Source organism: Sediminicola luteus (assembly GCF_002514735.1).
Taxonomy (GTDB): Bacteria; Bacteroidota; Bacteroidia; order Flavobacteriales; family Flavobacteriaceae; genus HQA918.
In genome coordinates, this window is the sequence record NZ_NBWU01000004.1 from 295,948 (window position 1) to 314,563 (window position 18,616).

The 18,616-nt window shown below is 42.6% G+C and carries 15 protein-coding genes; 7 read left to right on the plus strand and 8 right to left on the minus strand.

The window, feature by feature from the left end; genetic code table 11:
* Positions 1 to 23: 23 nt before the first annotated feature.
* Both B7P33_RS19395 and B7P33_RS13590 read right to left on the minus strand, forming a co-directional pair.
* On the minus strand, positions 24 to 173 hold the full coding sequence (locus B7P33_RS19395) for a hypothetical protein (RefSeq protein WP_172435953.1): 150 nt from the start codon (positions 171 to 173) through the stop codon (positions 24 to 26).
* Between the two features lie 71 nt (positions 174 to 244).
* A complete protein-coding gene (locus tag B7P33_RS13590) occupies positions 245 to 826 on the minus strand; it encodes an RNA polymerase sigma factor (RefSeq protein ID WP_097442982.1) in 582 nt (193 codons plus the stop codon).
* Positions 827 to 1,074: 248 nt separating this feature from the next.
* Here B7P33_RS13590 and uvrA point away from each other — a divergent pair, with 248 nt between their 5' ends.
* Both uvrA and B7P33_RS13600 read left to right on the plus strand, forming a co-directional pair.
* Positions 1,075 to 3,861, plus strand: coding sequence for an excinuclease ABC subunit UvrA (gene uvrA, locus B7P33_RS13595; RefSeq protein ID WP_097442567.1), 2,787 nt, complete (start codon positions 1,075 to 1,077; stop codon positions 3,859 to 3,861).
* Between the two features lie 639 nt (positions 3,862 to 4,500).
* Positions 4,501 to 5,796 (plus strand): hypothetical protein, encoded by a 1,296-nt coding sequence (locus tag B7P33_RS13600; protein ID WP_097442568.1) that lies wholly within the window; start codon positions 4,501 to 4,503, stop codon positions 5,794 to 5,796.
* A 151-nt stretch (positions 5,797 to 5,947) separates the two neighbouring features.
* Here B7P33_RS13600 and B7P33_RS13605 read toward each other — a convergent pair whose 3' ends face one another.
* The 4 genes from B7P33_RS13605 to B7P33_RS13620 form a co-directional block, all read right to left on the minus strand.
* Positions 5,948 to 7,411 carry a lipopolysaccharide biosynthesis protein gene (locus B7P33_RS13605; protein ID WP_097442569.1) on the minus strand — a complete coding sequence of 488 codons (1,464 nt, stop codon included), beginning with the start codon at positions 7,409 to 7,411 and terminating at the stop codon, positions 5,948 to 5,950.
* Positions 7,395 to 8,684 (minus strand): glycosyltransferase family 4 protein, encoded by a 1,290-nt coding sequence (locus B7P33_RS13610; RefSeq protein WP_097442570.1) that lies wholly within the window; start codon positions 8,682 to 8,684, stop codon positions 7,395 to 7,397. Before B7P33_RS13610 ends, B7P33_RS13605 begins: the two co-directional genes overlap by 17 nt.
* Positions 8,681 to 11,116, minus strand: a complete 2,436-nt coding sequence (locus tag B7P33_RS13615; RefSeq protein ID WP_097442984.1) for a hypothetical protein — start codon at positions 11,114 to 11,116, stop codon at positions 8,681 to 8,683. The genes B7P33_RS13610 and B7P33_RS13615 overlap by 4 nt, the downstream gene beginning before the upstream one ends.
* Positions 11,117 to 11,212: 96 nt before the next feature.
* Complete coding sequence (locus B7P33_RS13620; RefSeq protein ID WP_097442571.1) at positions 11,213 to 11,485, minus strand: DUF4834 family protein; 273 nt, start codon at positions 11,483 to 11,485, stop codon at positions 11,213 to 11,215.
* Positions 11,486 to 11,571: 86 nt separating this feature from the next.
* Between B7P33_RS13620 and B7P33_RS13625 the strand changes: the two genes are divergently transcribed.
* From B7P33_RS13625 to B7P33_RS13645, 5 genes are all read left to right on the plus strand, one after another.
* Entirely contained in the window at positions 11,572 to 12,588 is a 1,017-nt protein-coding gene (locus B7P33_RS13625; RefSeq protein WP_097442985.1) for a transporter, read from the plus strand.
* Positions 12,589 to 12,652: 64 nt separating this feature from the next.
* A complete protein-coding gene (locus tag B7P33_RS13630; protein WP_097442572.1) occupies positions 12,653 to 13,771 on the plus strand; it encodes a GTP cyclohydrolase in 1,119 nt (372 codons plus the stop codon).
* Between the two features lie 426 nt (positions 13,772 to 14,197).
* Positions 14,198 to 15,055, plus strand: coding sequence for an alpha/beta fold hydrolase (locus B7P33_RS13635; protein WP_097442573.1), 858 nt, complete (start codon positions 14,198 to 14,200; stop codon positions 15,053 to 15,055).
* Positions 15,045 to 15,551: an RNA polymerase sigma factor gene (locus B7P33_RS13640; protein WP_097442574.1), complete on the plus strand. Its 507-nt coding sequence runs from the start codon at positions 15,045 to 15,047 to the stop codon at positions 15,549 to 15,551. The genes B7P33_RS13635 and B7P33_RS13640 overlap by 11 nt, the downstream gene beginning before the upstream one ends.
* A complete protein-coding gene (locus tag B7P33_RS13645; protein WP_097442575.1) occupies positions 15,544 to 16,140 on the plus strand; it encodes a hypothetical protein in 597 nt (198 codons plus the stop codon). Before B7P33_RS13640 ends, B7P33_RS13645 begins: the two co-directional genes overlap by 8 nt.
* A gap of 65 nt (positions 16,141 to 16,205) precedes the next feature.
* Here the strand turns inward: B7P33_RS13645 and B7P33_RS13650 are convergent, their stop codons facing one another.
* Positions 16,206 to 17,465 (minus strand): aminotransferase class I/II-fold pyridoxal phosphate-dependent enzyme, encoded by a 1,260-nt coding sequence (locus tag B7P33_RS13650; RefSeq protein ID WP_097442576.1) that lies wholly within the window; start codon positions 17,463 to 17,465, stop codon positions 16,206 to 16,208.
* Positions 17,466 to 17,570: 105 nt separating this feature from the next.
* Complete coding sequence (locus B7P33_RS13655; protein ID WP_097442987.1) at positions 17,571 to 18,611, minus strand: PLP-dependent cysteine synthase family protein; 1,041 nt, start codon at positions 18,609 to 18,611, stop codon at positions 17,571 to 17,573.
* Positions 18,612 to 18,616 lie beyond the last annotated feature (5 nt).

The window sequence follows — 18,616 nt, forward strand, 5'->3', positions numbered from 1 at the left end:
TCTTTTATTTTTTTTCAGATCAATTAATTCAATTGGCGCTCAAAGTATAGATCTCCGTATTGTACTACATCCAAACTTTTGGAATACTGAAGTAGGAAATCTACGGTTTGTTTCGAAGCTTTTGATAGCTTACAGAGTTGTCTCTCTTCTTTTTCGGAGTAAATGTTTTCCATACATTTCATTTTTGTTACATAATAGTAACGCCAATGAAATGCATTTATTGTCAATATCGACCTACTACCGATTAATTCGTTAAAACGATATTATGCTTGTTGATGATCTTTCTTAGGTTGATCAAGGCATATCGCATTCTACCTAAAGCCGTATTTATGCTTACACCGGTGTTTTCAGATATTTCCTTAAAGCTCATATCCTGATAGATACGCATAATCAATACCTCTCTTTGATCTTCCGGTAATTCGTCTACCAACAAACGAAGATCGCTATCGATTTGGTTCTTGATCAATTGTTTTTCGGCATTGGGCTTATCGTCACCGATTACAGAGAAGATATTGAAATCGTCGCTGCCTTCAAAGCTGGGCATCCGCTTATTCTTCCTGAAATAATCGATAATAAGGTTGTGGGCTATTCGCATTACCCAAGGCAAAAACTTACCTTCCTCACTGTACGACCCTCTTTTTAGGGTACGTATCACCTTGATAAAGGTATCTTGGAAAATATCCTCGGTAACCTCTTTATCGAGTACTTTAGAGTAAATAAAGCTAGAAATGCGCTGGTTGTGACGGTTTATCAAGATTTCGAGGGCTTGTTCGTTGCCTCCGATATAATCTTTCACCAATACTGAATCATCAATCTGTAGTTCCATATACAAATTACTTTTTCGGTTTAACAATTGCCCCTTTTTGGTTGGAAAAGGGAATTTGGGTATTTAGTAAATGTTAAAAAGTAATTTCGCTGTATAGGCCTATTCAGTTAAATATTACGATTCAAATATAGGCAAATTAGGACCTTAGCTAAAAATGTATGTTGTGATCTGGGCTATTTCTGATGTTAAATCCGGTGTAACGTCTATTAACTTCGTTATATTGTATCTTTACCCGAATAATTTTCAGTATGCCCGTTAGTACCGTTTCGCCCAGTAGTCAGAAGAAAATAGAAATTCTTGGGGCCAAATTGCACAACCTTAAAAATATCAATGTAGCGATTCCGAGAAACCGATTGGTGGTCATAACCGGGTTATCGGGGTCGGGAAAATCGAGTTTGGCCTTCGATACCCTCTATGCCGAAGGACAGCGCAGGTACGTAGAAAGCCTATCGTCTTACGCCCGACAGTTTATGGGTAAGCTTGACAAACCCAAGGTAGATACTATTAAAGGTATAGCCCCGGCCATTGCCATTGAACAAAAAGTAAACGTAACCAATCCGCGTTCGACCGTAGGTACTACAACTGAAATCTACGACTACCTTAAATTGATCTATGCCCGTATCGGGAAGACCTTCTCGCCCATTTCGGGCAAGGAGGTAAAAAAACATAAGGTTAGCGATGTAGTCGATTTTATTAAGACCAAACCCCTGGGCAGTAAACTGCTATTATTAGCCCCTATCATTAAGAAGGAAGACCAGGAACTCGATAAACTACTTCAGGTACTGAACCAACAAGGTTATGCCCGTATCAAACATAAAGGTAAGGTAGTACGCTTGGATGAAGTCGATGCCCAAACCCTTTCCGATAGTTTTGAATTGGTGGTAGACCGTATTGTGGTAAAGGACGATGAGGACTTTTACAACCGTTTGGCCAATGCCATCGATACGGCCTTTTTCGAAGGCAAAGGCAATTGTAGTATCGAAGATCTATCCGATACCAAAATCACCCCCTTTAGCAATGCCTTTGAGTTGGATGGCATGAGCTTTATGGAACCCAACACCCATTTGTTCAGTTTTAATAATCCGTATGGGGCCTGCCCCACCTGTGAAGGTTATGGGGACGTAATCGGTATTGACGACGACCTGGTTGTACCCAATACCGGCCTCTCGGTTTTCGAAAACGCGATATTCCCTTGGCGGGGCGAGAGCATGGGTTGGTACCGTGACCAATTGGTAAACCATGCCTACCATTTCGATTTTCCGATTCACAAACCTTGGTTCGAGCTAAGTGAGGCACAAAAGCAATTGGTTTGGGAAGGCAACGAATACTTTACTGGTCTACATGCCTTTTTCAAGGAATTGGAAGAGAAAAGCTATAAGATCCAAAACCGAGTGATGCTATCGCGCTACCGTGGAAAGACCCAATGCAAGACCTGTCATGGTAAGCGCCTACGAAAAGAAGCATCTTATGTTAAGGTGGGCGGCAAGGCCCTTTCGGAATTGGTAGATCTATCGATAGATAAGTTGATAGTGTTTTTCGAACAGCTCCAATTATCGGAGCACGATACCCATATTGCCGAACGCCTATTAAAGGAAGTAAACGATCGCCTGGGCTTTTTGAACAAGGTGGGCTTGGGCTATTTGAGCCTTAACCGAAAATCGAATACACTTTCGGGTGGTGAAAGTCAGCGTATTAACCTCGCCACCTCGCTAGGTAGTAGCTTGGTAGGATCTATGTATATTTTGGACGAACCCAGTATTGGCCTGCACCCAAAGGATACCGAAAACCTAATAACCGTTTTAAAATCGTTACGTGACTTAGGCAATACGGTAATCGTGGTAGAGCATGATGAGGATATTATGAAGGCCGCCGACCATATAATTGATATAGGCCCGGAAGCCGGTACTTTTGGAGGTCACGTGGTGGCCGAAGGCAGTTGGGACGATATTATGGCCTCCGACTCCCTTACGGCCCAATACTTAACCGGGAAAATGGAAATCGCCATACCCCAAACCCGAAGAAAAACCCAGGATCATATTACCCTGATCGGAGCCAGGGAAAACAATCTAAAAAATATAGATGTTACCTTTCCGCTAAACTGTTTAACCGTGGTTACCGGGGTTTCGGGTAGTGGTAAAAGCACCTTGGTCAAAAAATTACTATATCCGGCCATACTTAAAGAAGTTGGGGGTTATGGTGAAAAAGCCGGGCAGTTTACCAAAATAGAAGGCAGTTATCCGCATTTGCGAACCGTGGAATTCGTGGACCAAAACCCCATTGGCCGTTCTTCCCGTTCCAATCCGGTGACCTATGTAAAGGCCTATGACGAGATCAGGGCCCTTTTCGCCGCCCAAAAACTCTCGAAACTACGAGGCTATAGCCCAAAGCACTTCTCCTTTAATGTAGACGGAGGTCGTTGTGAAAAGTGTAAAGGGGAAGGTGAGGTTACCATAGAAATGCAATTTATGGCCGATGTGCATTTAGAATGCGAGGTCTGTAACGGAAAGCGTTTTAAAAAGGAAGTTCTCGAAGTTCAGTTCGAAGACGCCAGTATTCACGATGTATTGGAAATGACCATAGACAATGCCCTGTCTTTCTTTGAAGAGCACGGTCAGAAAAAAATCGTGAACAAACTCAGACCCTTACAAGAAGTAGGCTTAGGCTATGTAACCCTTGGCCAATCGTCTTCTACCCTTTCCGGTGGGGAAGCGCAACGGATCAAACTCGCTTCTTTTTTGGGCAAAGGCCAACAAAAGGAAAAAGCCCTTTTTATATTCGATGAACCTACAACCGGACTGCATTTCCACGATATCCAAAAACTACTCACATCCTTTGAAAAGTTGATTGACAAAGGCCACTCCATCGTAGTAATCGAACACAATATTGAATTGATAAAATGCGCCGACCATGTGATTGACCTAGGTCCAAACGGTGGCGATCAAGGAGGTAATCTGGTAGCCTACGGTACGCCAGAATCTTTAGTCAAAGTGAAGAAATCGCATACAGCAAAGTATTTGGCGGAGAAATTGGTTTAAAAGACCATAGAAAATAGAGGATAGAAAAAAGACGAAGTTCGATGTACAAAGTTCGTCAGCCAGTGGCAATGTATCAATTATATAATGTAACCATGTAGCAATGCTTCTTTCGAGGTACAAAGTGGGAAGTACTAGGTACAAAGGAAAAATTCGTGGATATTCATGAACCTTTTCAAGTACAAAGTAAGTAGCACAAAGTACCAAGTAATAGCTCGAATTTCGGTTTTATCATGAATTCGAAAACCCTAAAACTATAAACCCCTCAAACCATAAACTTTTCCAAGTACAAAGTGGGAAGTACTAGGTACAAAGTCAAAATTCGTGAATATTCGTGAAATTCGTGTCAGCCCGTGGCGATGTATCAATTACATAATGTAACCATGTAGCAATGCTTCTTTCGAGGTACAAAGTGGGAAGTACAAGGTACGAAGTAAAGATTCGTGGAAACTCATGAACCATGAACTACAAACCCTTTAAACAATAAAACCCGGCACGCAACAATACCTCCACTTCTTCTCCTATACAAGACATTTTACTGATTAACAATACAATAGACGCAATGTCTAATTTTTGGCACGCTGTTTGAATAGGTTTGGTCGAGTGCGGATAACCACACTTAGAACCTTAAAAAACAGATCCATGAAAAAGATAGCCTTCATATTCGCCATTTTGGCCTTAGGAAACTTTTCGCTTCAAGCCCATACCGCTAAAGGAAACGGATCCGTAGAGGTCATTACCACCAGAAATGTAAAGAACTTTATTTTCGAGGAAGATGGAATCACCTTTTCGGTATTCGCCGACGGGGAGTTCGATTTCTACATCAACCGCGAAGTCAATATCAATGCCCATGTACGCATCGGTAATGTGGGACTCACCTTTAACTCTGGTTACGACTACAATCCTTATGTACAGTACGACGATTACGGGGCCGTTATACAAGTAGAAGACATCCCCGTCTATTATGATTATTATGGCAGGGTATCTCAAATTGGTTCGGTACGCATTAATTATAGAAGAAACCGGATCCATACCATTGGCGGCCTAACCGTATTTTACGATAATCGCGGCTATTACCGCTATTGCGACGGGTACATAAACGTATACAACCGTTATTATACCTATAGACCGTATTACGATTATTTCGCTAGGCCTACGATTGCCATGTGTATGGTGTACGACAGACCTTATAGAAGGTACTATAGTCCTATTCGTTATACCTACTATAGCCCATACCGTTACAATTATAGAAGAACCTACTACGATGTAGGCAGGCATTACAACTATTACAGTAAAAGTCCGAACTACAGCCGAAGGGGCAGCATCTATAAAAACGACCATAGGGTTGTAAAACGTGACCGAGGTAGAAGCAATAGTTATACCGAAAAACACCAAAGAAGTTACGACAATGGCAAATACGCCTCAAGAAGTTCGAAACGTAATACTTCGAAAAATGATTATAACAGAAAAGGTTCTAACAGAAGCAACAGCTATAGCAGCAACCGAAGTAGTTCGGGACGCAGTTCTGCCCATCGTTCCTCGTCCCAAAGGAGTAATACTCCCAAAAAGGAATATGCGGCTTACCGCACCAAAAGCAATAATAGAAGCAGTGCCAATAGAAGCAGTTCTTATAGCCAAAGAAGTTCCAACTCGGTAAAATCGGACAGGGTGACCAAAACCAGGAGTCAATCCAACAGCTATAGCCAGGGTAAAACCCGCTCAACGCAACCCAAAGCCCGTAGCCAGTCCAACAGAAGTAATAGTAATAGGGCTACGGCCAGTAGGAGTAGCCGAAATAGTGGCCAAAAAAATAAAAACACCAACTACGGTTCGCGTAGTAGTAGAAGTAGCAATACCAAATCTGCCTCACGAAGCAACACCAATTCCTCTAAAAGCAGGGGCAGAAGCGGAAGAAGTAGCAGAAACGGAATACAGTAAACTACCCAGGTGCAAGCACACGTGGCATCAGAATGCAACAAGAATATAATTTTGAGGTAAGCCTCAAGGTATTAAACCCCTTTGGCGGTGCCAATAGATTTAGTTAGTTTTTAGGTTGGTTAGTTGTTAAAACCCTGTAACGGTACTACTGTTATGGGGTTTTTCCCTTTAACAATCCTACCAAGGCATCTGAAATATCTTTCGACAAATTGAATTTTAGCATCACCCCCATAAATATGCTGGCCACCAAGACCGAACGAATCACGATATTCGGAATGGCATCGAACGGAAGCGGAAGATAATAAAACAACAGTCCTAAGGCCAAGGCCAGCACCCCTACCCCAACGGCATTACCCTGTAACGGATGTATACCCAGTTTTCGCCAAACGAACACCAATTTAATGGTATTGTACAGCACGATGGCAATAACCGTGGCCCATGCGGCCCCCATCATGCCGAATATGGGTAACAACCACATATTCAACAACACGGTAACCACTGCTAACAATACACCTAGATACAATACGGTTTTATAATAATCGGAACTGAATAATATGGCATTATTATTTCCCAAAAAGGAATCGTAAACCTTGGTAAGGCCTAACAAGAGTACTACCAAAAAAGCTTGTTCATAGCCTTCGGGCAACAGTTGATACAGGTCACGTACACTCACCAAAACCAAGATCAAAAGCAGACTGGCCAAGGCAAAAAGGGTCAGTGAACTTTTTTTATAGATCTCGCCCAACTCCCCGATTTTTCCTTCATTCAATAATTTAGCCGAAAGCGGATAGGTAATTTGGTGCATGGCCCTAGACGGAACGGCCACTACCCTGGCCATAAATACGGCCACGGTATAATACGCGATATAGTCCAAAGGAATATACAGGTTCATCATAAACTTATCGATCTCGGTCAAGGCCATAGCGGCCGAGGCCCCGAAAATGATGAACAATGAGTACCAAATTACGGTTTTGGTATTGGCAGGAAACTTGAAACTGATTTTAGGCCAACGCAAGCGGAAGGCATACCATTTCATGATCAACAAACGCAATACGTACAAGCCGACCAATGCCTGCAAAAAGACAGTAACAGTAATGGCATCAAAGTACACTAAAAGAAGTAACAGACTAACCCCGATCCGTACGAAGACCTCCTTCATAAAATTACCGAATACCGACTTCAACTGCACTTTACCCCAAGTATAAAAAAGCTCGAAATATGCCATGGCCACGCCAATGATGAAAATATGCCAAAAGTATCCCCCGACCAATGCATTGCGTTTAGAAAGAAAGGAGATAATCAAACTATCGGCTACCCAAGCAAAAATGCCAATGGGAATTATAGCTACCAACGGAAGGAACAACATCACTGTTAGAAAACCATCCTTCTCTTTTTCGTGGGCATAACCTGAAAAATATTTGACCATGGTATTGGGCACCCCAAAGGCCATTATAGGCATGAGCAAGGTAGCCGTAGCCAAAATAACACCGACCAAACCATAATATTCCTCTGAAAGGAAATTGGTATACAAAAACAAGGTGTTTATGCCACCGATGCCAAAACCGATAAAGGTGATTATGGTATTGTTCAGTGATTGTTTAAGTACGATCCCCATGGAGCAAGTTGGCCAGTTGTTTAGTCAGTTCCCGTCGGGCATAGGCTGCTATTCCCACCGCATTGGTGTGTAATCCGGTTTCGGAAGTAAAGGCGCTATACCAGCTTAAAAGTACGTTTTTTATCCGGTCTTTATCCTTTGGCGTAAACACGGAGCCACTTTGGGTAGTATGGATCATTTCGGCTACTTCCCAACCGGCTGGCCCAATACCTAAAATGGGACGTTTGCTTACCCAATATTCGAATAATTTCCCTGGAATAATACCCATTGTTTCCGGGCTATCGATCTCTAGTAACAATAACACCTGCGAACGATGTTGCATTTGTACCGCCTCATCATGGGAAATATACCCTAAGAATTCCGCTTTATCAAAAAGACCGCATTTGCGGAGGTCCTCTTTTATTTCTTCCCCCACTACCCCAGAAAAATTAAGGCGTAGATCTTTTGAGAAGTTTTCGTTATCCGCACATAATTCCTGTAAGGCCTGCCATAGCACCCGGGGGTTCCTTCCTGAAAGCAGAGAACCAATATGGGCCAAACTAAATGTGGTATCCTTAGGTACATCTGGGTTATGGGCGTGGTCGTAACCATTGGTAATCGTGAGCACTTGCGTGTCACCTATTTTTTCCAAATCACGGGAAGTGGTCTTGCTCGTAGCGATAAGTTGGTCGGCCTGTTGCAGTACCAGTTTTTCCAACTTAAGGTGTTTACGTTTTGCCCAAGTCGATAGCCGTAATTTTTTATGGTACCCAATTTGGGTCCAGGGATCCCTAAAATCGGCGATCCATCGGATATTATGTTGTTTTTTCAACCCCAAACCAATCAAATGCAAGGAATGTGGTGGACCTGTAGTAATTACCGTATCGATTTTCTCCTTATCCAATAGCTTTCCAATGTGCTTAATTGAAGGGCTTACCCAAAACTTACGGGCATCCGGAATAAAGAGATTGCCACGAATGGCCAACATCATCCGCTCTAGAAATCCGGGTTCTTTATCGGTAATGATACCTGAACTGATCCTTTGGGTCTTCTTTTTAGAGAAAATTCCAGCCAGTCCGTAGGGCTCCCAAATGGGTGCTTTTACTATGGTAATAGTATCCGGAATTTCGTCTACCAAAGAGGCATCTTGAATAGGATAATGCGGATTTTCAGGAATATAAACGATGGGCTCTATTTCGAATTCAGGAAGGTATTTTACGAATTTTAACCAGCGTTGCACCCCTGGGCCACCCGCAGGGGGCCAATAATAGGTAACGATCAATACCCGTTTCAAGCCTTTTTTTCTTTACGGTTGCCTAGAAACGTAAATAGAATACCACCGATCAAAATCAGTCCTAAAACAATATTGCCCCCTAACATGATCGGGGTAGCCTTTTCTACCACCTTCGGAACAAATTTAAAACTGACCTCGTGTTTACCGGCCGGAATAGGCAAACCACGTAATACATGATCTACACGAACATGATCGACCGGCGTTCTATCGATAAAGGCCTGCCAACCTTCTGCATAGTACATTTCTGAAAAAACAGCAAACCCGTCTTGGTCATTATCCGTGACATACTCCAAGGCATTGGGTTTATAATTTACCAAGGCAATGGTTGCTGTAGAGTCTTTTTGGTACTCCAATCGGGAAATGGCCGGAAATTCTTCGGTATTGACCAAAGCTTCTTCCTTACCATCCAACATATGTAACCCAGAAAGTTCTTCATCGGCCGAATGCACCGGCATCAGTTTCGAAACAAACCAAGCATTGCCATAAGCCTCCGGATTCACCGCCGGGTAGGCGTTGCCCTCTTCATCTTGCTGGATAATATACTTTACGTTCAACAGGTTCAATACCCCCACATGGTTTTTATAAATATGGAAATCGAACAGTTCCTGCATACCCCTGGGTTTAGCCGCATGATAACCTCCAATGGAATGATGGAAATACGAAGTCTGTGCCCCTTCCGGACCTTCTTGGGGGTTAAACACCCGATACACGCCATCATCTTCCAAAATCTGCTTGTCTACGGCTTGCATGGTAAAGGGTTGATCTACCAATCTTTTGGAAACAAAATCGTCTTTATCTACATACCGCAAGGCTACTCCGACCAAATCGTAACAAACAAAAAGACCGACCAATACAATCGCCAGGTTACGTTTCAAGCGTTTCTGGGCAAAGAGCCATAGTACACCAGCCGTTAAGACCACCAACAATAGTGATCGAAGCAAATCACTGGTATAGACCGCCTTCCGATCCATTTGGATCATGGCCATTACCTCTGGGCCGAAATAACGATTCAGCGTAGCATCGGAGGCTCCTTCAAAACCAAAGCTCCCTTTGATCAGAAAAATAAAAACGGTCAGGCCCAAGGTTATAGCGCCGCTAATCTTAAAAGCGTTGAGTTTTTCCTTTTTCTTGCTTGCTCCAAAAAGCCATTCCGATAAGGCCAACATGGCCAAAACGGGCACACAGAGCTCCAATACGATCTGTATGGAAGAAACTGCCCTAAACTTATTGTATAGCGGAAAATAATCGATCATAAAATCGGTGAGCAAGGCAAAGTTCTTTCCCCATGACAAAAACAAGGACATCAAAATTCCACCGAATAGCCACCATTTGGTATTGCCATTTAACAGGAACATACCCAAAATACACAGGAACAATAATATGGCCCCCACATAGGCCGGGCCCGAGGTACCGGGTTGATCACCCCAATACAAGGGTAAGGAAGAAGTAAAATCGAGTGCTCGTGAATTGGAAAGCCCCTGATCTTTTAAAAAGGTATAGGTTTTAGAGTTCTTGCCCAGGTTTTCTTGGTTTGACCCCCCGAACATTCGTGGAACGAACAAATTCAAGGACTCACTGATTCCGTAACTCCATTGGGTAATGTACTCCCTACTAAGTCCACTTGATTTTTCCTTGGGCGAACCATCGGGCAAAACAGTAACCTGAGAGGGTCCCCGAGTACTCCAATCGGCATATTCCTTGGTCGCCATTAGGCTAGTAGCATTGGTAGCGATTCCTAAAATAACGGCCCCGATTAAAAGCCCTACCGAAATACCGAAATGTTTCAATTCTTTTTTACGGATGGCTTCCACCAACTTAATGGCCCCAAAAACCAATACCAACAACATAAAGTAATAGGTCATTTGATAGTGGTTGGCATTGACCTCCAAAGCCATGGCCAAAGCACTCAAAATAAAGCCCCAAAGGTATTTTTTACGGAACACCAACAGAATACCCCCCAACAACATGGGCAAATAACCCAAAGCGTGTGCTTTTGCATTATGGCCCACCCCCAAGATAATAATCATATAGGTAGAAAAACCAAAGGCCAGCGCCCCCAAGATGGCCAAACGATAATCTACCTTCATGCAACTGAGTAAAATGTAGAATCCGATGAAATACAAAAACAGATAATCGGCCGGTCGGGGTAAAAAGCGAATGACCTTATCGAGTTTTTTGATGTAGTTATGCGGATAATTGGCCCCTAACTGATAGGTTGGCATACCCCCAAAGGCACTATTGGTCCAATAAGGTTCTTCCCCGGTTTCTTTTTTAAACTCCGTTTGTTCTTGGGCCATACCCTTGTACTGCCTGATATCGGATTGGGGCAGTTTTTTCCCTTGGAGCACGGGACTGAAATACAATAAGGCGACCAGTACAAAGAATACGGAGGCGAAAAAATGTATGAAATAAGGCTTTAAATCGGTTTTCATGTTTTGATTTCCAAATTCGGTTTTTGGTCGTTCAAACTCCCCGGCAGTTTGTGGTATCATGGGATCCAACTACACCTGGTGTCCTAGTTTTTTGGTTTATTCTACTTCTTCAAAATCTATATACTCCCCAACCTTTTTCTTACTTCGAAATCGCTCATTCGAGCGAACGGTGTTATCTACCGTGACTTCGCCTTCCGTAGATTGGGTGGTACGGCCTTGCGCCCGCGCCTGTTTTTCAAAGGCATCCCTAAAACGTTTTTCCGTTTTCTTGGCGGCATACCGTAACAATACCGGGCCAAAACGCTTGGCCAATATTTTAAGTATATAGTATACTATAAGTACGATTAAAATCGTTTCAAGAATAGCCATAATTGCGCCCTCTTTAGAATCAAATGTACGATTCTTGGTCGGTTTGCCCCGACAAAAGCCTTAAAAATATGAAGAAAACACAAACCATGGAAAAGACTAAAATAACTTGGGCCTTGGGGGTCAGCCTATTCGCTTTCCTGCTCCTTACCGATAGTATTATTGCCCAATATACCGATGTAATCAACTCAAACCGGCCGGGCGCTTCGGTGAGTGCCTATGCCGTGGGTCGAAATGTATTGCAATTTGAAACCGCCCTCGATTATACCAATAGAAAATGGGATACCCCAGATAGCAAATCCAATGAATTTGGATTAGACCTTGCCATTCGTTACGGTTTGTTATTCGAGCCCTTGGAAATCATTTATGAGGGCAATTATGCCAAAAACACCTATACCCTAAATGACAATAAGGTGAAGGGTACCGATTTCACCAAAAACCGAATCGGATTCAAATATTTGGTTTACGACCGCTACAAAAATCCGGAACGTAACAAACCTAATCTTTTGAGTTGGCGTGCCAATAATGTTTTTCAGTTGCGGAACTTGATCCCTTCGGTTTCAGTATATGCCGGTGCCAATTACATTTTTGACGACAACCCCTATTTCCCCACCGATCTCTATGGTTTTTCGCCTAGGGCCGGCATAAACACCCAAAGTAGGTTGACCCCGCGTTCGGTTTTGATCACTAATATCAGTTACGATCATATCGGCACCGATTTTACCCAGTGGGAATACATCGTTTCCTATACCCGTGCCTTTAGAAACCCCAAATGGAGTGCCTTTATGGAGTACCAAGGTATTAACGGGGAATTGTTCAAAGACAATTTCTTCAGGGTAGGATCGGCCTATCTTTTTAAAGAAGATCTACAGTTCGATGCCCAACTCAGTACCAACTTCAAAACCGGTCGACAGATTTACAGTGGTTCCATTGGTGTTTCCTATCGTTTGGATAACCATGTAGATAGACCAATGCCCATTGAGGACCAAGATGCTGAATTTGATGGTGGCCCCATCAAAAAGAACAGTATGAAGAAAAAGGGTAAGAAAAAGAAAAAGGGGAAAAAGAATAAAAAGCAAAAAGACAACGGGGCCATTGATTTTTAATATCGGGCCCGTAAAATTTGAAGACTGCCGCATTGTGGTTATTTTTGGGGAATAATCCCTCGACATGATCCAAATCCAGGAAGTTACCGATAAGGCAGGTCTAAAAGACTTCGTTACTTTTCCATTTTCAATATATAACGATTCCCCGTTTTGGGTGCCACCCTTGATAAAGGAAGAAATCGATTCTTTCGATGCCGAAAAAAATCCGGCTTTTGAAAATGCAGAGGCCCGTTTTTTCCTGGCCAAAACCGATGGAAAGACCGTGGGTAGGGTTGCTGCCATCGTGAACCACGTAGAAATAGACCAGCAAAAAGTGCCCAAAATGCGTTTCGGTTGGTTCGATTTTATTGACGATTTGGCCGTTTCCAAAGCCTTATTGCAAAAGGTAGCCGAAATAGGTAGGCAACAGCAGCTCCATTTTATGGAAGGTCCAGTTGGCTTTTCGAATATGGACAAGGTAGGCGTACTCACCGAAGGATTCGAGGAGCTGGGTTCTATGATTACCTGGTACAACCATCCCTATTATAAATCGCATTACGAACAGCATGGTTTTGCGGTGGAAAAAGAGTATCTGGAATGGAAATTCCCTTTTGAAAATGCCAAGCCCAAATTTTTCGAAAAGGCTAACCTACTTGTTCAGAAACGCTATAAGGTAAAACCGCTCAGTTATACCAAGACTACCGATATAATGCCCCGTGTAGATGAAATGTTCGACCTGTTCAACACCAGCTACGCCAAACTATCGTCTTTTGTACCCATGTCGGAAAAACAAAAGGCATTTTTTAAAGAAAAATACATTTCCTTCATTAACCCCGAGTACATTAAGTTCGTGGTCGATGAACATGATAAATTGGTAGCCTTTGGTATTGTAATGCCCTCCTTTTCCAAAGCACTGAAAAAAGCGAACGGTAAATTGTTCCCCTTCGGCTTCCTACACCTTTTAAAAGCCAAGAAAAAGAGTAAAGATGTTAGTTTTTATTTAATCGGGGTAGCCCCAGAATACCAAAACAAAGGGGTTACGGCTGTTATATTTAGCGAATACTATAAAACTTTCAAATCGAAAGACATAAAGACTTGTTATAGGACCCCGGAATTGGCCGACAATATTGCCATACAACAGATCTGGAAACACTTTGACCCCAAGATTTACAAGAGGCGTTGTACCTTTAAAAAGGACCTGTAGATTTTTTCTTAGCACCATACATGTCCTATAATAAGACTCTTAGCCCTATTACTCCCAGAATCCGTACGGGACTACGTTAAGGATATATTTGTTTAATGCCCTTCGACGGCCTGACTGTCGGCAGACACGGCACTCTGGGTGGCAATGCTATTCATTTTTCGCATTAAAACCTGAATACATCGGTACAGATAGCATCCTCAAATTCGGTTTGGTTTGTGTACAATAAAACTGAAGCACCTTAATTTCGGAAGTCTATTTTCCTTGTTCTATGTTCTATTCGTCTAAAGCTATCAAGTTTCGGATAGCTTTGACCTCACCCCTTTCCGAAATCATCAAAAAAGAAGGGGTCGTACATTTTTTTTAACCAAAGGTGTAACATTTGTCGTTTTTTTTATCAAAGGGTAAAAACTTGTAAAAAACGACAACATGAAAATCGCAAGACTATTTATCCTTGGCCTCTTGATCAGTCTACCCATAAGCAGCTTCGGAACATCTACTTCCACCCCATCTTTTCAGGTGGAAATCAGTGGTAACGGCAAACCCGTACTCTATTTACCCGGATTCACCGTACCTGGATCCATCTGGCAAGAAACCATTGACCAGCTTCAACTAAATCGAAAATCGTATCGTTTTACTTATGCCGGATTCAATGGTAGCGCCCCCATTCCCATGCCTTGGTACGATACGGTAAAAAAAGACCTCATCCAATACATTGAAACCGAAAAGCTAACCGACATTATCCTCATCGGACATAGTATGGGTGGTAACTTGGCCCTCGATATCGCTACGGCCTTGCCCGAACGCATAGAAAAAATGGTAATCGTAGATTCATTACCTTGTATGCGTGCCGTAATGATGCCCAATGTAGCTGCGGAAAACCTATTTTATGAGAGTCCGTATAACCAACAACTACTAAATATGGAAGCCACATCCTTTGAAAAATATGCCCAAGGTATGGCCGGAAATATGGTAAATGCGCTAGATAAAAAAGAAGTACTGACCCAATGGATACTCAAGGCCGACCGAAAGACCTTTGTTTATGGGTATACCGACCTTTTGAAATTAGACCAAAGGGAACAACTAAATAAGATAAACACCCCTACCCTTGTGCTTGCCGCCTCTTTCCCTAGTGCCGATAGGAGTAAAAAGGTTATGAAGGAACAATTCCAAGGGTTACCCATAAAACAAATCGCCATAGCCGCAAACAGCAGGCATTTTATTATGTACGACCAGCCCCAATGGTATTTAGAACAAATCAGCCTATTTCTGACTGATGGACGCTAAACAAACCGAACTATTCGAAAAACTTTATGCCGACCACCATGCCATGGTCTTGCAAATGTGTTTGGGTTATTTAAAAGGAGACCGCATACAGGCAGATGATGTGGTACAGGAAGTATTCATTAAAATATGGCAAAACCTTGACAAATTCAGGGGCGCTTCTTCCTATAAAACTTGGATCTACCGTATTACGGTGAACAGTTGCCTGGGTTTTATTAATAAATCTAAAAAGGAAAAAAAGCGAAACCTAAATGAACTTTCTGAAAATCTAGAAGCCCAGGAAAGCACGATTCTAGAAACAGATGAAGCCCAAACACTGTACACCGCCATAGGGAAACTGGCCGAAACAGATCGACTCATCATTATGATGGTCTTGGAAGGCCAGGAATACGACACCATTGGCGAGGTAATGGGCATAAACCCTAGCAATGTCAGGGTAAAGATCCATCGCATCAAAAAACGATTAAAAAAACTATTGACACCCACGAACCATGGATAACGATTTATTTGAAATTCAAAACCAATGGCAAAAGGCCAAAGGGAAATTAAACCCCAAAACCGGGGCTATTTCAGAGTTATATTCCAAAATAAAAGAAAAGGAGAAAAGCAATTACTTTTTCTATTATGGCACCATAAGTATATTGAGTCTTACCTTGATCGGCATTTCATTATTCTTCTATTATGTAGCACCTGTTCAAGAAACCCTAAGTCGTATTGGGGTTGGTTTAATGATTTTAGGATTATTGATCAGGATCATTATTGAGATCGGTAGTATTCACCGGGCCAAAAGTATAAACCATAGCGATGGTGCCCTTAAAACTTTGGAAAACACCTATGCCTTCCATAGTTATCGTAAAATGATTCACCATGTAGTCGCTCCAACGATTATTGCATGCTATACCATTGGCTTTTATATGATTACGCCAGAGTTTGCAAAATACATTCCTTTACCCTATTTAATCCTAATCGATGTTTCCTATGTAGTGGTAGGTATCATCCTCTTCTTGGTAATCCGCAAAGGGGTACGCAAAGAAATGCGGCATTTAAACGAGTTATCACAACTGCGCGAAGAACTTGTGGCCGAATAGCCCTTAACTTTTTAACAAAAAAAAGCCCCGTAGGATCGGGGCTTTTCTACATTAGTACAAACACATTATTCACCCATGGCAGCGGCTACGGCTGCCGATAGTCTCTTATAAGTTCCGTTTTCTAAACGCTCGCGAATGCTTGAGAAAGCCTCTAAGGTCTCACGAATATCGGCCATGGTATGTGTAGCCGTTGGAATCATACGCAATAGGATCAATCCTTTCGGTATTACCGGATACACTACTATGGAACAGAAAATACCATGGTTCTCACGAAGATCTTTTACCAAGGCCATGGCCTCAGGTATACTACCATTCAAATACACCGGGGTAACACAGCTAGAAGTAGTTCCAATATCGAAACCACGTTCTTTCAATCCGTTCTGTAGGGCGTTTACATTTTCCCATAGCTTTTCTTTAAGCTCGGGTTGGGTACGCAACATATCCAAACGTTTTAAGGCCCCTTTCACATAGATCATGGGCAACGATTTGGCGAACATTTGCGAACGCAGGTTGTATTTTAAATAATCGATTATCTCTTTATCGGCCGCCAAAAATGCACCGATTCCGGCCATAGATTTGGCGAAGGTGGCGAAATATACATCGATTCCGTCTTGAATACCTTGCTCCTCACCTGCACCTGCACCGGTTTTACCCAGGGTACCAAAACCATGGGCATCGTCAACCAACAAACGGAACTGGAATTTTTCTTTAAGGGCAACGATTTCCTTTAGTTTACCTTGTTCGCCACGCATACCGAAAACCCCTTCGGAGATAACCAAGATACCCCCACCGGTCTGTTCGGCCATTTTGGTGGCACGCTCTAAGTTCAACTCCAAACTTTCGACATCGTTATGCTTAAAGGTAAAACGTTTACCCATATGCAAACGCACTCCATCAATAATACAGGCGTGGCAATCTACATCGTATACGATAATGTCGTCTTTATGTACCAAGGCGTCTATACAAGACATGATTCCTTGGTAACCAAAGTTCAATAGATAAGCCGATTCTTTAGATACGAACTCGGCCAATTCCTGCTCCAATTGCTCATGGTAATCGGTATGTCCGCTCATCATACGGGCACCCATAGGATAGGCCGCACCATGCTCATAGGCCGCATCGCCATCTACCTTTTTAATCTCAGGTAAATTGGCCATTCCCAAATAATCGTTGATACTCCAGGTAATGACTTCTTTACCTTGGAATTTCATACGATTGGAAATAGGTCCTTCCAGTTTAGGAAAAACAAAATACCCTTCGGCTTGGGAAGCCCATCGACCTAGAGGCCCTTTATTGGAGATAATCCTATCGAAAATATCCTTCATCTATCTCAATTTTTCTGGGGGCAAAACTAACCATTTTACCCACATAAACCTTATAAAACCCATCGAAGGCCCCTATTGGACCCTCGACGACCTATTTTTTAATACTTATTTAACGTATTCCACCGCAACCGGTTTCTCGGCTACTTGTGGACTAAAAAAGCCTTGATCTTCCATCCATTGATCGCTGTATACTTTACTCATATAACGCGATCCATGGTCGGGTAATAACACAACAACCTTACTATCGGATGAAAATACACCTTCAGCAGCCAATTGCTTTACCGCCTGCATGGCAGCCCCACTGGTATAGCCTGAAAACAGACCTTCGGTTTTGGCCAATTCACGGGCCATATGGGCACTATCGGCATCGGTAACCTTAATGTATCTGTCGATTACGGAAAAGTCGGTAGCTGTAGGAATCAGGTTTTTACCCAAGCCCTCGATACGGTACGGATAAATCTCGTCGCGATCGAACTCCCCGGTTTCATGGTACTTTTTCAATACCGAGCCATAGGCATCAACCCCGATGATCTGAATATCCGGGTTTTTAGATTTTAGATAACGAGCCGTACCCGAAATCGTACCCCCGGTACCACTACAAGCCACCAAATGGGTAAGGCTTCCGGCCATATCGCGCCAAATCTCAGGACCTGTGGTCTCAAAATGTGCATCGATATTGCCTTCGTTAAAATATTGGTTGATATAGACCGATCCTTTCAATTCCTTATGGATACGCTTAGCCACTTCATAATAGGACCTTGGGTCATCGGCACTTACATGGGCCGGACAAACGAATACCTTGGCCCCCATGGCTTTTAGCATATCGATCTTATCCTTGGACGATTTGGAGCTTACCGCCAAAATACATTCGTACCCTTTAATAATGGCTACCATTGCGATACTGAAGCCAGTATTTCCAGAAGTGGTCTCAATAATGGTATTCCCAAGTTTTAGAATGCCTTTCTTTTCGGCCTCTTCAATAATATGTAATGCAATACGATCTTTGGCCGAATGCCCAGGATTAAAGGCTTCGACCTTGGCATAAAAGTCACCAGAAAAAGATTCGGTAATGCGGTTTAGTTTGATAAGTGGCGTATTTCCAACAAGTTCCAACACATTGTTATACGCCTTAATTTTATTTTCCATAGAGT

Coding starts and splice junctions, on each gene's coding strand:
- B7P33_RS19395 (WP_172435953.1), bottom strand. CDS start 173: ATGGAAAACATTTACTCCGAAAAAGAAGAGAGACAACTCTGTAAGCTA.
- B7P33_RS13590 (WP_097442982.1), bottom strand. CDS start 826: ATGGAACTACAGATTGATGATTCAGTATTGGTGAAAGATTATATCGGA.
- uvrA (WP_097442567.1), top strand. CDS start 1,075: ATGCCCGTTAGTACCGTTTCGCCCAGTAGTCAGAAGAAAATAGAAATT.
- B7P33_RS13600 (WP_097442568.1), top strand. CDS start 4,501: ATGAAAAAGATAGCCTTCATATTCGCCATTTTGGCCTTAGGAAACTTT.
- B7P33_RS13605 (WP_097442569.1), bottom strand. CDS start 7,411: ATGGGGATCGTACTTAAACAATCACTGAACAATACCATAATCACCTTT.
- B7P33_RS13615 (WP_097442984.1), bottom strand. CDS start 11,116: ATGAAAACCGATTTAAAGCCTTATTTCATACATTTTTTCGCCTCCGTA.
- B7P33_RS13620 (WP_097442571.1), bottom strand. CDS start 11,485: ATGGCTATTCTTGAAACGATTTTAATCGTACTTATAGTATACTATATA.
- B7P33_RS13625 (WP_097442985.1), top strand. CDS start 11,572: ATGGAAAAGACTAAAATAACTTGGGCCTTGGGGGTCAGCCTATTCGCT.
- B7P33_RS13630 (WP_097442572.1), top strand. CDS start 12,653: ATGATCCAAATCCAGGAAGTTACCGATAAGGCAGGTCTAAAAGACTTC.
- B7P33_RS13635 (WP_097442573.1), top strand. CDS start 14,198: ATGAAAATCGCAAGACTATTTATCCTTGGCCTCTTGATCAGTCTACCC.
- B7P33_RS13640 (WP_097442574.1), top strand. CDS start 15,045: ATGGACGCTAAACAAACCGAACTATTCGAAAAACTTTATGCCGACCAC.
- B7P33_RS13645 (WP_097442575.1), top strand. CDS start 15,544: ATGGATAACGATTTATTTGAAATTCAAAACCAATGGCAAAAGGCCAAA.
- B7P33_RS13650 (WP_097442576.1), bottom strand. CDS start 17,465: ATGAAGGATATTTTCGATAGGATTATCTCCAATAAAGGGCCTCTAGGT.
- B7P33_RS13655 (WP_097442987.1), bottom strand. CDS start 18,611: ATGGAAAATAAAATTAAGGCGTATAACAATGTGTTGGAACTTGTTGGA.